Origin of the sequence: Salegentibacter flavus (assembly GCF_900115145.1) — a bacterium.
In the GTDB taxonomy this organism is placed as follows: domain Bacteria; phylum Bacteroidota; class Bacteroidia; order Flavobacteriales; family Flavobacteriaceae; genus Salegentibacter; species Salegentibacter flavus.
Genome location: NZ_FOVL01000010.1, coordinates 83,048 through 99,057, shown reverse-complemented (window position 1 = coordinate 99,057; position 16,010 = coordinate 83,048). Strand labels below are relative to the sequence as shown.

Here is a 16,010-nt window from a genome sequence, read left to right as displayed (position 1 = left end):
ATTAATGATTAACAAATATATATTAATATTCTCGTTAAGAAAGTGCCTTAGCACTAAAATATACATCATAAGCTTATATCCATTGTAGATAGCCTTGGGGAAATCATTGGGCACCGGTAAGTAATAATAACTTAAATTACAGATAATTATTGTATTATTAAGAAGGATTGCAGGTATATTTTTATTCTTTCTAAGAAGCTTCGGTAAAAAACCACTAATTTTACCCCACCCGAAGTGCTGAAGCCTCTTAACATTAAGCTTACGGGCCGGTTAATAAAAAACAGCAAAGACTCAACAACATCAGGGACTTATAAGATTTTGAGGTATTCTGATTAAAATAAAATAATCTTGTACATTTATCGTTAATTACTATATTGCAAAGCCTAAATTTCTACCAAAAAGAGATGATTAATATGAGAATTAATGTTGCTTTAAAAGCCTTAATAGCTGTCGCTTTAGCGGGTAGTTTTGTAGGCTGTAACAATTCGCGGGACTATAAGGATAATTCGCGGGCTACCGGTTGGGATATCAACTCTAAAGACGGTGGTTTCCAATACAAAACCGATTATAAGGAGCAGGAAACCGGTCCCGGCCTCGTCTTTGTTGAAGGTGGAACATATACTATGGGACGGGTTCAGGATGATGTGATGCATGATTGGAACAACACCCCTACCCAGCAACACGTTCAGTCTTTCTACATGGATGAGACCGAAGTGACCAATATGATGTATATGGAATATCTCGATTGGTTAAAAAACGTATTCCCCCCAAGTGAAGAAAACTACAGAAATATATATTCAGGAGCCTTACCAGATACTTTGGTATGGAGAAACCGTCTTGGTTTTAACGAGACTATGGTAAACAATTACCTGCGCCATCCGGCCTATGCCAATTACCCGGTAGTAGGTGTTAGCTGGATCCAAGCCGTTGAATTCAGTAAATGGAGAACCGACAGGGTTAACGAACTGATGCTGGAAGAGGAAGGTTACATCAAAGAGGATGCAAGATATACCGATGTGAACGCCGGTTCCACCTTTAATACTGAAACCTACCTTAATGCACCCAGCCAGGTTTACGGCGGAAATACAGAAATAAGCCAGGGAGGACGTGAATCAGAACGAATGATTGAGCGTAACGAAGATAGAGCCGATGCTGAAGGCAATACCATTGGCGGGCAAACCTTTGTTCAGCGAAAGGACGGGATAATCCTGCCGGAATACCGGCTGCCTACTGAAGCTGAATGGGAATATGCTGCTTTAGGTTTGGTAGGCATTAGAGATTATAATGTTTATCGTGGAAGAAAAAAATATCCATGGGATGGGCAATACACCCGTTCAGGAGATATAAAAAGACAGGGAGACCAGTTAGCAAACTTCAAGCAAGGGGACGGAGATTACGGTGGAATTGCCGGTTGGAGTGATGACGGCGCCGATATCACTGCTGAAGTCAAATCATACGAGCCAAACGATTTTGGACTTTATGATATGGCCGGAAACGTAGCCGAATGGGTTGCTGATGTTTACCGACCAATTATAGACGATGAATTCAATGATTTTAACTACTACAGAGGTAACGTTTACACCAAACACGAGATCAATGAAGATGGCAGCGTGAAAATAGTAACTCCTGAAGATGTACGTTTTGATACCTTAAGCAACGGACAGATCGTGGCTAGAAACCTGCCTGGAGAAATCCTTCAGACACCGGTTACCGAAGAAGACACCTATATGCGTACGAATTACACCGATAGTGACCAAAGAAGTTTCCGCGATGGAGACAAGAGTTCTTCAAGATACTTTCAACCTTTTCAGGAGATTGATGATCCGTCAAAAAGAATGTACAATTCCCCCACCTACGATAATATCACTTATGATGACAGTACCGGTGCAGTAAACAGAGGCTACGATTCAGCGCAACGCACCACACTTATTAGTGATGAAGTTAGAGTTTATAAAGGAGGCTCTTGGAGAGATCGAGCTTACTGGTTAGATCCGGCTCAACGCCGATTCTTCCCACAGGATATGGCTACCGACTATATTGGGTTCAGAAATGCTATGTCCAGAGTAGGATCAAAATCCAAGGATAAAAACAAGAAAGCGAGGAATTAAACCTTAATCTTTTAAAATATTCTAAAAAAGCCCTATTTATTTAGGGCTTTTTTTTAGCTTTAATTTCATGAATATAGCCAAACTCCACCAACGTTTTCTAGTTTGTAGCGGTTTTAGTACCGATACCCGAAAGATAATTCCCGGAAGTATCTTTTTTGCCCTGAAGGGCCAAAATTTCAATGGTAACCATTATGCCGCCGAGGCTCTTGAAAAAGGAGCAGCCTGTGTAGTGGTAGACCAAAAGGAATTTGCAGTCAAATCAGATAAATATATCCTGGTAAAGGATACCTTAGAAGCATTACAACATCTGGCTACTTTCCACCGAAAATTTCTCGATATCCCGATTATAGCCATAACCGGCAGCAATGGAAAAACAACCACCAAGGAACTCGTGCATGCGGTACTTACTAAAAAATATAAGACTGCAGCCACAAAAGGAAACCTCAACAACCATATTGGGGTCCCGCTCACCCTCCTTGAAATGGATGAAAATACCCAGATGGGAATCGTAGAAATGGGCGCAAACCACCCCGGGGAGATTGAATTTCTTTGCAGTATCACAAAGCCTGATTATGGTTATATAACCAATTTCGGGAAGGCACATCTGGAAGGTTTTGGCAGCCTGGAAGGAGTTATTCAGGCCAAAAGTGAGTTATATAATTATTTGAAGAAAGATAAAAAACTTCTCTTTTTAAACCTGGATGATGAAAACCAGCGAGTCCAGCTTCCCTACAACCACTATTTCAGTTTTGGAACCGGACGAACCCCACAGGTCCAGGTGACCTATATCTCAGGGGACCAAACCGCCAGACTTCATTTTAATCAAACCGATTTCAAAAGCAAATTAACAGGGACATACAATGCCTTTAATATGGCGGCCGCCCTCTGTATAGGGCTTTATTTTAAAGTTCCGTTGGAAGAGATTAAAGAAGCTATAGAAGAATATACTCCCGAAAACAATAGGTCCCAGATCCTGAAAAAAGACAGCAATACACTTTTTATGGATGCCTATAATGCCAATCCTACAAGTATGCGGGCGTCAATAGAAAACTTCGATCAAATGAAGGTTAAAGGCCAAAAGATTGTCGTACTTGGAGATATGCTGGAGCTGGGCTCTACCTCTGAAATCGAACATCAGGATATAGTAGATCTCGCAGAATCCTGCCAGTTCGACGAAGTTTACCTTGTAGGAAGAAATTTTAAAAAGACCAAAACCACTACTCCAACGGTCATAAAATTCGAAAATACCGAAAATCTGAAAAAACATTTCAGCATGACCGAATTCAGGAATTGCAATTTTTTCATTAAAGGTTCCCGGGCAATGGCCCTGGAGGATCTGGTAGCAGTCTTATAAAGGATTGACTTCCCAATAATATAAAGAGGGAGCCTTGCCAAACGGCTTCTACAACTCCCTCTGCACTCAATCCCTATCTTATCTTAGGATAATTACTAAACCCATTTAAATTTTCGTGGTTCGCAGCCTCAGCGCATTCGCAATTACCGAAACAGAACTAAAACTCATAGCTAATGCCGCTATCATTGGTGATAATAGAAGCCCGAAAACCGGAAATAAAACCCCTGCCGCAATAGGCACCCCAAGCGTATTATAGATAAGAGCGAAAAACAGGTTTTCTTTAATATTACGCATCACCTTTTTACTTAGGGTCTTGGCTTTTTTCACAGATTTTAAATCCCCTTTAACCAAAGTGATCTCTGCACTTTCAATAGCCACATCGGTTCCTGTTCCCATCGCGATCCCGATATCAGCCTGAGCTAAGGCCGGTGCATCGTTTATTCCATCACCTGCCATCGCAACCTTTTTACCCTGCTGCTGAAGTTTCTTAATTTCATTTTGTTTGTCTTCCGGAAGCATTCCTGCTTTAAATCCACTTAGACCAAGTTCTTCAGCAACCGATTTTGCGGTTTTTTTATTATCTCCGGTGAACATAAAGACTTCAACCCCATCATCCATTAACGATTTCAACGCTTCTCTACTGGTTTTCTTTATTGGGTCGGTAATCGTTAAATATCCCACAATTCTGCTATCCACAGCAACATAAGACACAGTTTTACCCTGTTCCTGTTCAGCAATAACCTTTTCTTTAATTTCTGAAGTAATCTGAACATCCTCTGCCTGCATCAATTTATCATTCCCAATAGCGACTTTTTTATCTGAAACCATCCCGATAACTCCCTTTCCGGTAAAAGCATTAAAGTCTGTAGCTTCGCTGAACTTCAATCCCTTTTCCCTGGCAAAATCAACGGTAGCTTTTGCTAATGGGTGTTCACTCTGGGAATTTACCGATGCGATTAGTTTGATGATCTCTTCCTTGTTTTCTTCTGAAGTAACCTCCACCTTTTCAACTTTGGGTTTTCCTTCGGTTATGGTTCCGGTTTTATCAATAATTAAAGTATCGATATCATCCATTTGTTCAAGAGCACGGGCATTCTTGATCAAAACCCCGTTTTGGGCTCCTTTCCCAACGCCTACCATCACCGACATTGGAGTGGCCAGACCGAGTGCACAGGGACAGGCAATGATTAGAACCGCAATAGCATTTACCAGCGCGTATACGTAAGAAGGTTCAGGTCCGAAAATTGCCCAAACAATAAAAGTGATTACGGAAATCATCACCACCACCGGTACAAAATAACCCGAAATCCTGTCAGCTAGTTTCTGAATAGGTGCCTGAGACCTGCTGGCATCATTCACCATTTTAATTATCTGGGAGAGCAATGTCTCCTCCCCCACCTTTTCGGCTTTCATAGTAAAACTACGGTTGCCGTTTATGGTACCCGAACTCACCTTATCACCTTCAGTTTTATCTACAGGGATGGGTTCCCCGGTGATCATCGATTCATCAATGCTGGAATTTCCTTTTTCTATAACTCCATCTACCGGAATCTTATCGCCCGGTTTAACCCTTAAAATATCTCCTGAATGTATCTCATTGATAGAGACTTCTTTTTCTTCCCCGTTAACCACCTTTATCGCCTTATTAGGAGCCAGCTTCAGCAATTCTTTAATCGCAGAATTCGTCTTGCTATGAGCGCGTGCTTCGAGAACCTGCCCAAGCAAAACCAGGGTTAGGATCACCGTTGCAGCCTCAAAATAAACGTGCACGGTTCCCATTTCAGTCTTAAACTGTTCAGGAAAGAAACCGGGAAATACGAGCCCAAAAACGCTGAAGATCCAGGCTATTCCCGCTCCAATCCCAATAAGCGTAAACATGTTAAGGTTCCAGGTCTTTATTGATCGGTAGGCTCTTTCAAAAAACATCCAGGTGGCATAAAAAACCACCGGAATTGAAAGTGCAAACTGCACCCAGTTCCAGTATTTCATTCCCATTACATCATAAAGCGGATTGTCCGGGATCATTTCAGACATCGCGATAATAAAAATGGGCAAAGTAAAGGCGACCGCTAATTTGAATTTTTTCAGAAGTTTTTTATAGGATTTACTTTCCGAAGATTCCGGTTCCATTGGCACTAGTTCCATCCCGCACTTTGGACAGGAGCCCGGTTCATCTTCCACAATTTCAGGATGCATAGGGCAGGTATACTGCGTAGCGGCCGGGGTTAGACTGGCTTCTTCCACAAGATCCATCCCACACACCGGGCAGTCTCCCGGTTGGTCGTAAGTTTTATCGCCTTCGCAATGCATTGGGCAGTAATAAACCCCTGTACCACCGCCTTTAGGTTTTTTATTTTCAGTTTTAACCTCATCACCAAGCTGATGGATCTGATAGTTACCACCATCTTCTTCCATGGCCTTCTGAAATTTCTTAAGTGGAATGTGCTTCTTCATCCTGATTTCTGCTTCGGCTTTCTCCAGATCGACTTTTGCTTCCTCAACACCTTCAACTTTGTTAAGCGTTTCCTCAACGTGAGAGCGACAGCCGTTGCAGGTCATCCCGCTTACCGAGAATTTCTTTGTAACAGGACCGGGAGGGTGTATCCCATACTTTCCACCGTCGTCCTCTAAAGCTTTCTGAAATTTTTCAAGCGGAATGTGTTTCTTCATCCTAATTTCTGCTTCAGCTTTCTCCAAATCGACTTTGACTTCCTCAACACCTTCAACTTTGTTAAGGGTTTCTTCGACATGAGAACGACAGCCATTACAGGTCATCCCGCTTACCGAATAAGTATGAACCATGGGGCCCGGTGCCTTAATTCCATAATTTCCTGGAATCTTTTTAAGCGCTTTTTGGAATTCTTCAATTGGTATATGCTTTTCCATCTCGATTTCTGCTTTTTGTTCCTCGAGATCTACCCAGGCATCTTTAACGCCTTCTACATTTCTAAGAGTCGACTCCACCTGAGACCTGCAACCAAGGCAAGTCATTCCTGTTATTTTATAGCTGTGTTTCATATTATTTTTATGCTTAAAAAAACCCCGTTTCATCGGGGTCTTTATTTTTCTTTGTTTATGCCAGATAGGCCCGACAAGCTTCTACACAATGTCTGCAGGCTTCCGCACATTCCTGACAGTGATCGTGCTCGTGCTTACCGCATTCATCGGCACAATCATTACAAACTTCGATGCAATATTTCACCAATCCGTCTACATTCTTGTAATTGGTGGCCAACACCTGGTTCAGGGTCGAACAAACCTCAGCACAAACCTTATCGGTCCTGATGCAGGTAACCATCAATTTCACATCATCTTCATCCAGACACGCATCGGCGCAATAATTACAGTGGTTTATGCAATTTCCCAATGCATGAATCAACTTCTCATTTCTCATAACTTCATTTTTATTGGTTTACACCAAAGGTAACCACCCAAAACCGTAAAAGGTTTTAAAATTATGGTAAGAAGTTATAAGAAAATCGAAAATCAGCCCGGTTACATAAAATATATAATTCTGAATATAAAATAGTTATATCTATTATTTCGATGGAATTGAGAAAGAATTAGATCAGTAGCCTGAAAAAATTCCATCAGGTTGAAACTGGAAGTTTAAATACTATCCAGGGAATTTCGGGAGGTGTATCGCTGTTTATATTCCGATGGTTTTAAACCGGTTTCTTTCTTAAAGAAGGTGGAAAGATAAGCGGCACTGCCGTAACCCATTTCATCGGCAATTTCGGCTATGCTTAGTTCGTCGTATTCAAGTAGCTCCTTGATACGTTCGGTTTTTATTTTATTCTGAAAACTCTGAATACTCTGATTCTCTGCTTTTGAAAAAATTCCGGTTAGGTGACTGTAATCGTAATGTAGTCTCTCGCTTAAAATTTCCGAAAGCTTTTTGTTTCCAAAATCACTGCGATGATAAACCATTTCAATAATAATCGCCTTAATAGCATTTACGATCTTGTCGCTACGTTCTATAACCAGTTCAAATCCGGTTTTATTCAATTCGCTTTCCAGCAAACTCAACTGCTCCTCTGAAATCTCTTCCTTCAACTCGATCCTGCCAAGGCTAACATCCTTGTAAGACAGATTTTGAGCTTCAAGTAGGTTTTTTACACTCGTCAGGCAACGGGCACAAACCATATTTTTAATATGCAGAATCCTGTTGTTCAAATTTCTGAAGAATTTAGAGAAAACCTTCAGGGCCTGTTCAGACCCTGAAGGATTATAAAATACTTATTTTATGGTAGCATCTACTCTACCGCACTTTAACATTTTGTCACCATAGTAAGGATTAAAAATGTCTTTTGAGTTTGAAAGCCAGTAATCTCCCTTTCCTTCAAAAGCCATCGGGCAGTATTGCTTGTAGATTTCTCCTGAAGCAAGGGCGCCTTCAAGTTGCTTTTCCATAGCCACGGTAAGGTCAGAAAATGCTTCTCTTTGTTTGTTTACATCATCACTGGAAGCGATCTTTTTCGCGGCTTCAGTAACCTCTTCTGTTGCTCCGGCCTCGCTTAGTTCCTCAGCCTTGGTTTTGGTGGTTTCAGCATCTGTATTCACCAATGCATCCTTTATTTCCACGTACAGCTCGTAAGCTCTGGCAGTATTCTCATCTTTGAATTCAGCGTTCATAGCTTCGCCCTCATATTTTTTCATTTCGTTGCTGCTATGATCCATACCGTCCGTTTCGCCCTCCTGGTGCATTTCATTTTGCATAGGTTCTGCCGGTTCATCCTTTTTTTCTTCGGCATCGCGGCATGAGGTCATAGATAGCGCTCCGGCTACCAGGCTAAGCATAATAAGTTTTTTTAGACTCTTTTTCATCGTTTCTGTTTTTATTCTTATTTGTGTTTAAAATTACTCTTATTTAAATCGTTTCTTAAGTTTTCTTACCGACGGTGACGAAATGTACCAAAGCACAAAACCGCTTAGCACTGTTATTACTCCCATCAGGGAAAATATGCGAAGCACCAGGTTATTAAAATCATCCCGCCCTTCATAATCCATTGTGTGGGTCATCCAGAGAAAGTCGAACCAGCGCCAGTCGCGGTGGCGAACCGATCTGAATGTGGCATCCTTTACCGAAACATATGCCTTAAGATCATCCGGTTCTTTGTAGGAGATCACATAAGCCGGTAAGGCCCCACTTCGGTATTCGTGGTGTTTTCCGGTTTCATTGACCAATTCCACTCCGGCTACCTCGAGGTTTTCCCGCATATGTTTTTTAGCAATTTTTAATGCTTCTTCTTGGGTAATCTCCTGTCTTTCCTCTCCCGTTTTAGGATCAATCAAGCTTTTACCATTAATTAAGTAAAAGGCTTCACCTCCTATATCTTTTAGCTCCAAAGAGCGTACCGGAGTTTCAAACAGCATTTGTCCTGGTCCCTGAAGACCGGAAAATGCAGGATTTTCCACAATTCCCTTTTTAAAATGATCTCCATGGATCTCATCAAGATCGGTCCAGCTAAAATACATTCCACTAACGGTCCACATAATGAACTGAATTCCTATAAAAAGTCCCAGGTATCTGTGGGCCTGTCTTAGTTTAAGGGCTGTTTTCCGTTTAACCACTTTTAGGCTTTTAATTCGACAAACTTATACAAATTTTATTTTTCCAGTTTCTCTATACTGGCAACATTCAAAAACATTTCTCCATTCATAATAATGACGGACACCCCATCATTAAAGATTACTGTTTATTCTACAATTTCGGTTACTTCCCCACAGGTAAGCATGGCACTACCATAATAAGGATTCTCGATTTCTTCAGAAAGGCTTAACCAATCGGCACCTCTGTCACTATTTGCCATGGGGCAGTGTTGTATATAGAGTTTGTCGCTAAAAGGTTTAAAGCTTTGCGCCATTCTTATCATTACTATTGAAAGTTCATCAAATTTTTCTCTCAATGCTGAAATATCTTCTGCGGGAGTGATGCTTTCCATATTATTTTCGAGCTGCATTTTATAGCTTTCCAGTGCGGCTCCTGCTGAAGCTCCAAATTCAGAAACTTCCAGCTGCTCAAGGCTAGCTTCAAGTTCTTTCGCCTCTTTTTCAGCAAGTTTAAAATCATCCTCGACCAAGGCATCCTTCAAACTTAAATAATTACTGAAAACCGGTTGCAGCTTTGTTTTTTCCTCTTCCGAAAGCAAAATCTCTCCAACAGGCTCAGGAGTTTCTTCATTTTCCGGGGGATTCATCATACTGGGTTTTCCGGCCAATTGCACGGCAGCATCTACAGTAAAGGTTCCGTTAACCACGATCTCATCTCCTACCTGCAATCCATCTTCTACCACATAGGCATCCCCTAAGGATGGGCCTAAAGTGATTCTTCTAATTCTGAAACCTGCTCCACCTGCAGCTTCTTCCTTAATATATACTAAACTGCGTTTCCCGGTCCATAATGCCGCCGACTTAGGAATCACGATCTCATTACTGCCGGCTTCCCCGATATTATTTTTAACCAATCCGGAGGCGAACATTCCCGGTTTTAATCTCCCGGTACTATTATCTACCTCAACTCTGGCAGTAGCCACACGGGTTTGGGAATTCAGCAAGGGATCTACAAAACTGATCTTCCCCGTAAAGGTCTCTCCAGGCAGAGAACGAATGCTGTATTCTACCTCACTACCTTCATTTACCCAGCCCATAGTGCTTTCGTAAAGATCGAACATTACCCAAACTTCAGAGAGATCTGAGATCTCGTAAATTGGCATTCCGCGCTCCACATAATCCCCAAGGTCTACCATTTTTTCAGTCACTATCCCATTTACATCAGCCGTAATAGGAAAGCGTTCAATAGCTTTTCTATTAGAAAGGATTTGCTGGATCTGATTCTCTCCAATTTTCCAGTTTCTCAATTTCTCTTTTGCCGCCTCAAACAAATCAGGTTGACTCTCCCTTATCGAATAAGCCTGCAGCAATTCTTCCTGGGCGGTAACGAGCTCTGGACTGTACACTACGCCAAGAGTCTGGCCGCGATTAACCTTTTCCCCGGTAAAGTTCACCCGTAGATCTTCAATTCTTCCAGGGATATGAGTCGACTGGGAATAGGCATTACGTTCATCGACCTCAACTTTTCCGTTTAATCTTAACTCCCGGGAAGCTTCGCTCTTCCCTACTTTCATAGTGCTCACATTGGCAAGTTTCAGCGCATTCTCGCTCATCGTGTAGACGTTAGGATCAGTGGAAGTTTCTTCCTCCTCAAGTGGAATTAGGTCCATCCCGCAAATCGGACAGGCTCCGGGTTCACTTTGTCTAACAGATGGATGCATAGAGCAGGTCCAAATGGTTTCTGCGCCCGCTTCAGTGTGATCGTGTTCAGCGGCATCATCACTGCCACCACCAAAGATAGCCCACCCCAGTAGGATCCCGATAACGAGAATTCCTATTGCTTTAAGTATATTATTTGTTTTCATCGTAATTTTCTGTTTTAGTTGCCAAATATTCCAGTTTCGCCTGGGCGATAAATCCGTTTTTCAAAGCGGCGAGTTTTTGGGTATTCAGCATTAAAATATCCTGATTCATCCGAAGTACTTCCTCAAAATCTTCGGTGTTATTACCAAAGCCCGATACCAGTAAGTTATTAGCCTGGTTGGAGCTGATGATCTGCCTGTCGTACAGGTCCAAGAGTTTCTGTGCCTTATTCTGTTCGTAACGGGTTTGTTCATAAATACCCAGCAGTTCATTTTCGCGAGCTTCCCGGTTTTGTATAGCGGCTGTTTGCATTAGTTCAGCTTCCCTTTCAGCGGCTTTATATTTTTTTCTGAAAATAGGTAAGCTTACCGAGAACATTGGCATAATAGCATCCTGACCGTTCATTTCGGGATTGGCATCGGTACGCTTTGAGATAATTGAATAATCCACCCCCAGACCCAACATTGGCAGACCTTCCTTTTGGGCAATTTCAGCTCGGCTCTGATAAGCTTCGAGCTCACTATCGTATCGGGCCAGTTCAGGGTGGGCGTCAAAATCTATTTCTTCCATTTCAGTAGCTCCCAGTGCATTTAGCACCAAAGTATCCTGAATACTTACAGCCGCCTTGGGTTTCCGATTCAGCAAATAATTAAATTGTTTCTTCAAACTTTCCAAAGCATCGTGTTCAAGCTCAATTTCGGTAATAGCCTCCTCACGTATGATATCGACCCGCACCACATTAACCATCGAAGAGCTTCCACTTCTGAATTTACTCAGCGAAAGTTCACGGTACGAATCCAGGATTTCCAGGTTCTCTTCTTTGAGTTCAATAGTTTTTTCCAGTTCATAAAGTTCTGCATAAGCCTTTTTCACCTCATAAAACAGGTCCCCGCGCATCGCCAGATATTCCTGAAAACGGGCTTCGGCCATCAAATCGGCTGCCTGTGCTTTGGCTTTTAAGGTTCCAAACCAGGGAAACATCTGCATCAGGTTAAACCGGGCTTCCTGTGCTCCCAACCGGGTTTCTATCATCCTTCCGAAAGCACTTACCGTAAGCGTGGGATCGGGAAGGGAAGCTACCTGCGGCGATTGCAGCAAGGCAGCTTCAAATTGAGTGTACGCCGACTGCAGTTTCGGGTTGTTTTCCGCGGCGATCCTGAGATAGGTTTCAAGTTCCTGCGACTGAGTCTTATTTCCGAAGAAAAGGACCAGAAATGTCAGTATTATTTTTAGTGCGTTTTTCATCTTAATTAGTTTTCTCAGCTTTTTTCACCACAGTTTCTCTCCAGTAGGCCTGTAAAACCGGCACCACGAAAATGGTCATAATTTGAATCACCATTCCGCCAACAATTGGGATGGCCATCGGCACCATAATATCGGAACCTTTTCCGGTGGAGGTAAGCACGGGGAAAAGGGCAATAATCGTAACTGCCGTGGTCATCATCGCAGGGCGTACCCTTTTTAGTCCGGCTTCCATCACAGCAGAACGAACCTCCGGAACAGTTTGTGGATTTTTTCGTTCAAAAACCTGGTGAATATAGGTTCCCATTAGCACCCCATCATCGGTAGCGATCCCGAAAAGCGCGATGAATCCAACCCAAACGGCTACACTTAAATTGATAGTGCCCATTTGGAAAAGATCCCGCATATTGGTCCCTGCTATGCCAAAATCCATAAACCAACCCTGGCCGTAAAGCCAAATCATTATAAATCCACCTGCAAAAGCCACAAAAACTCCGGAAAAATGAATAGTTGAAGCGATAATGGTTTTAAACTGAAAATACAGCAGCAGGAAAATAATGAGTAAACAAATGGGAATAAGGATGGCCAGACGTTTAACAGCCCGTACCTGGTTCTCATAATTACCCGAAAATTTATAGCTCACTCCAGCAGGCACTTTCAATTCACCCGAATCGATCTTAGACTGAATATGATCCTGAGCATCGTTCACCACATTCACTTCAGCAAAACCATCGCGTTTATCGAAGAGTACGTAACTGGTAAGGAAGGTATCCTCACTTTTAATCATTTGCGGGCCACGTACATAATTGAGATCGGCCAGTTCCCCTAGGGGAATTTGCGCCCCTTTTGGGGTCGGAATCAGGATTCGCTTCAGGCTAGAGGGGTCGTCCCGCAATTCGCGTGGATAGCGCACCCTTACCGGGAAACGCTCGCGGCCTTCAACGGTAGAAGTTATCTCCATCCCGCCAATAGCGGTTTCTATAATTCTCTGGACCGATTCAATGCTAAGTCCGTAACGGGCTATGGCGTTTCGGTCTATATCGATCTCCAGGTAAGGTTTCCCCACCACCCGATCGGCGAAAGCGGCTTCGGCTTTTACTGAAGGTACCTCTTTCAGCAGACTTTCGAGTTCCATTCCAAAATCCTGAATAGTTTGCAAATCAGGTCCAAACACTTTAATTCCCATTGGAGCACGCATCCCGGTTTGCAGCATTACCAATCGGGTTTCAATTGGCTGAAGTTTGGGTGCCGAAGTAACTCCCGGAAGCCTGGTACGTTTCACGATCTCATCCCAGATATCATCAGGGTTTTTAATATGTTCCCGCCAGCTTCGGTAATATTTTCCGTTTTCGTCTTTTATGAGATTTTCTTCGGAAATATTTTGCAGAATAGCCTCCTCATTGGTTAGGCTGTCGCCCGCTTTGGTAATGAAGCGTTCGTTGTCATCAACCTTAAATGCCTGAAGTTTTCCGTCTTCATTCAGAATATATTCAGATTTGTAATTGATTATATTCTCGAACATCGAGATAGGCGCAGGATCCAGAGCGCTTTCTACCCGTCCCAATTTCCCTACAGAAATCTCTACTTCCGGGATATTGGTTACCGCAATATCGAGCTGCTGAACGGTTTTTTTGACTTCTTCTATTCCGGCGTGTGCCATAGCTGTAGGCATCAACAAGAAGCTCCCTTCATTAAGCGATGGCATAAATTCTTTTCCAACTCCGGGGAAAGTATGAGCCATCCCGCTCCATCCTGAAGTAGTCCTCACATTCCAGCCTACTTTATCAAAACCGTCAGCTACAAATCCGAAAATTTTTGGAAAGCCGAACCAGATCATCATTCCGAAGAAAATAGTGATAAGTGGCAGTGATAGGAATTTTCCTTTATTGACCAGACACCAGTTTAGGATAGGCCGGTAAAATTTCACCACCGCCATAAGAACTGCCAGGGTTAAACTCAGTAGAATAATCACGAAGAAGTAATTAGTAAACAAGGAAATCCCAAAGCCAAGCGGCATCCATTCTTCAACCAGGAACAGAATAGTAACCAAAAGAATCACCAACATCATTATTTTATCTGAGTACCTTCCCAGGAATGCGGGATTACGACTTTCTAGTAGTTTTAAAACCCCGATTAATGTGAGCGCAAGTGGCAGCCAAAACTGGAACCAGAATGCAAGAACAAGTCCTGAAATGATTAAAATTATATACCAGATCTTTCGGCTTTTTTCTTTGTTTACCTTGATATTAAAAGCAAAATAGGAGAGCATTGGCAGCAAAAGAATTCCCACCAGGAAAGCGGCTACCAAAGCAAAGGTTTTTGTAAAAGCCAGTGGGCGGAAGAGTTTACCTTCTGCATTTTCCATAAAGAAAACCGGAATAAAACTCACAATGGTCGTAGCCAGGGCTGTTGTTACGGCAGGAGCTACCTCGATAGTGGCTTTTTGGATGATCGCTAACAACTTTTCACCTCGCACCCCGGAATTTTTACGCATTTCGAGATGTCGGATGGTATTTTCAACAAAAACAATCCCGACATCTACCATCACCCCTATGGCAATGGCAATACCCGAAAGGGCCACCACATTGGCATCTACGCCAAAGTAGCGCATCGCGATAAAGGTCATTAGTACCCCAATAGGCAGCAGGGCCGAAATAAGAATTGAAGCCCGTAAATTGAGCACCAAAACAAGGATCACAATAATGCTGATAAGCACCTCATGTGATAACGCTCTTTCTAATGTGCCAATAGTTTCGTGGATAAGCTGGGTACGATCGTAAAAAGGCACTACGGTAAGCTGGCTTTCGGTGCCATCGGCCAGGGTTTTATTTGGAAGACCGGTGGAGATCTCCTTGATCTTTTCCTTGGTATTCTCTATAACCTTTAGCGGATTTGAACCATAACGTGCTACCACAACCCCACCGGTAACATCAGCTCCACCTTTGTCGAGAATGCCACGGCGTTCTGATGGTCCCAGGTGAACCTCGGCTATATCGCGGATTAACACCGGGGTATTTTCTGAAACCGAAACTACCGTATTTTCGATGTCTTCAACAGATTCAATATACCCAAGACCCCGCACCAAGTATTCCACCTTATTTATCTCCAGGGTTTTTGCGCCTACATCGCGATTGGAGTTTTTTACCGCTTTCATCACCTCGTCAATCCCAATGCTATAAGCTTTCAAAGCATCAGGGTTTACATCGATCTGGTATTCCTGAACATACCCGCCTACTGAAGCCACCTCGGCAACGCCTTCAACAGCACTTAGGGCCGGTTTTATATAATAATCCTGAATAGTACGCAATTCGTGCAGATCCCAGCCACCGGTTACGTTTCCGTCTTTATCCCGGCCTTCAAGGGTGTACCAGAATACCTGACCTAAAGCCGTAGCATCGGGACCCAGGGTTGGTTTTGCGTCATCTGGCAAAAGACCGGAAGGAAGGGAATTGAGTTTTTCCAAAACCCTGGAACGGGACCAGTAAAACTCTACATCCTCTTCGAAGATGATATAAATACTGGAAAAACCGAACATAGAATTAGAGCGAACAGACTTTACTCCGGGAATTCCTAAAAGAGAACTGGTAAGCGGATAGGTGATCTGGTCTTCGATATCCTGTGGGGAACGTCCCGGCCAATCGGTAAATACGATTTGCTGGTTTTCACCAATATCAGGAATGGCATCTACCGGTACAGGATCGCTTGGAAGAAAACCGGTATTCCAGTTAAAGGGTGCGGTAACCAGTCCCCAGCCTATTAAGAAGATAAGCAGAAGCACTGATACCAGCCGGTTATATAAAAAATATTTTATAAGCTTATTGAACATTTTCAAAATGATTTATTGATGGAATCCAACACTAAAGGAGGATTTCTGAGTCAGAAAAAGTCAG

General features: G+C 42.8%; 10 protein-coding genes. 2 read left to right on the top strand and 8 right to left on the bottom strand.

The window, feature by feature from the left end:
- The first annotated feature begins 413 nt into the window (after positions 1-413).
- Both gldJ and BM266_RS09390 read left to right on the top strand, forming a co-directional pair.
- Positions 414-2,108, top strand: a complete 1,695-nt coding sequence (gene gldJ / locus BM266_RS09395) for a gliding motility lipoprotein GldJ (RefSeq protein WP_093408850.1) — start codon at positions 414-416, stop codon at positions 2,106-2,108.
- Between the two features lie 67 nt (positions 2,109-2,175).
- A complete protein-coding gene (locus BM266_RS09390; protein ID WP_093408765.1) occupies positions 2,176-3,462 on the top strand; it encodes a UDP-N-acetylmuramoyl-tripeptide--D-alanyl-D-alanine ligase in 1,287 nt (428 codons plus the stop codon).
- Between the two features lie 105 nt (positions 3,463-3,567).
- Here BM266_RS09390 and BM266_RS09385 read toward each other — a convergent pair whose 3' ends face one another.
- From BM266_RS09385 to BM266_RS09350, 8 genes are all read right to left on the bottom strand, one after another.
- Positions 3,568-6,480, bottom strand: coding sequence for a heavy metal translocating P-type ATPase (locus BM266_RS09385; RefSeq protein ID WP_139220617.1), 2,913 nt, complete (start codon positions 6,478-6,480; stop codon positions 3,568-3,570).
- Positions 6,481-6,535: 55 nt separating this feature from the next.
- Positions 6,536-6,856, bottom strand: coding sequence for a four-helix bundle copper-binding protein (locus BM266_RS09380; RefSeq protein WP_093408763.1), 321 nt, complete (start codon positions 6,854-6,856; stop codon positions 6,536-6,538).
- Positions 6,857-7,071: 215 nt separating this feature from the next.
- Positions 7,072-7,638 carry a helix-turn-helix domain-containing protein gene (locus BM266_RS09375; protein WP_245760415.1) on the bottom strand — a complete coding sequence of 189 codons (567 nt, stop codon included), beginning with the start codon at positions 7,636-7,638 and terminating at the stop codon, positions 7,072-7,074.
- Between the two features lie 63 nt (positions 7,639-7,701).
- Positions 7,702-8,289 carry a DUF3347 domain-containing protein gene (locus tag BM266_RS09370; protein ID WP_093408759.1) on the bottom strand — a complete coding sequence of 196 codons (588 nt, stop codon included), beginning with the start codon at positions 8,287-8,289 and terminating at the stop codon, positions 7,702-7,704.
- 39 nt (positions 8,290-8,328) lie between these two features.
- Positions 8,329-9,036: a PepSY domain-containing protein gene (locus BM266_RS09365; RefSeq protein WP_093408757.1), complete on the bottom strand. Its 708-nt coding sequence runs from the start codon at positions 9,034-9,036 to the stop codon at positions 8,329-8,331.
- A 125-nt stretch (positions 9,037-9,161) separates the two neighbouring features.
- A complete protein-coding gene (locus BM266_RS09360) occupies positions 9,162-10,880 on the bottom strand; it encodes an efflux RND transporter periplasmic adaptor subunit (protein ID WP_093408754.1) in 1,719 nt (572 codons plus the stop codon).
- Positions 10,867-12,123, bottom strand: a complete 1,257-nt coding sequence (locus BM266_RS09355; RefSeq protein WP_093408752.1) for a TolC family protein — start codon at positions 12,121-12,123, stop codon at positions 10,867-10,869. Before BM266_RS09355 ends, BM266_RS09360 begins: the two co-directional genes overlap by 14 nt.
- 1 nt (position 12,124) lies before the next feature.
- The gene (locus BM266_RS09350) at positions 12,125-15,946 is read right to left on the bottom strand and encodes an efflux RND transporter permease subunit (protein ID WP_093408749.1); all 3,822 of its coding nucleotides are present in this window, start codon (positions 15,944-15,946) and stop codon (positions 12,125-12,127) included.
- Positions 15,947-16,010 lie beyond the last annotated feature (64 nt).

Excerpts from the sequence above, each read along its gene's own strand:
- BM266_RS09370 (WP_093408759.1), bottom strand. The coding sequence starts at position 8,289 with ATGAAAAAGAGTCTAAAAAAACTTATTATGCTTAGCCTGGTAGCCGGA.
- BM266_RS09390 (WP_093408765.1), top strand. The coding sequence starts at position 2,176 with ATGAATATAGCCAAACTCCACCAACGTTTTCTAGTTTGTAGCGGTTTT.
- BM266_RS09355 (WP_093408752.1), bottom strand. The coding sequence starts at position 12,123 with ATGAAAAACGCACTAAAAATAATACTGACATTTCTGGTCCTTTTCTTC.
- BM266_RS09360 (WP_093408754.1), bottom strand. The coding sequence starts at position 10,880 with ATGAAAACAAATAATATACTTAAAGCAATAGGAATTCTCGTTATCGGG.
- BM266_RS09380 (WP_093408763.1), bottom strand. The coding sequence starts at position 6,856 with ATGAGAAATGAGAAGTTGATTCATGCATTGGGAAATTGCATAAACCAC.
- BM266_RS09350 (WP_093408749.1), bottom strand. The coding sequence starts at position 15,946 with ATGTTCAATAAGCTTATAAAATATTTTTTATATAACCGGCTGGTATCA.
- BM266_RS09385 (WP_139220617.1), bottom strand. The coding sequence starts at position 6,480 with ATGAAACACAGCTATAAAATAACAGGAATGACTTGCCTTGGTTGCAGG.
- gldJ (WP_093408850.1), top strand. The coding sequence starts at position 414 with ATGAGAATTAATGTTGCTTTAAAAGCCTTAATAGCTGTCGCTTTAGCG.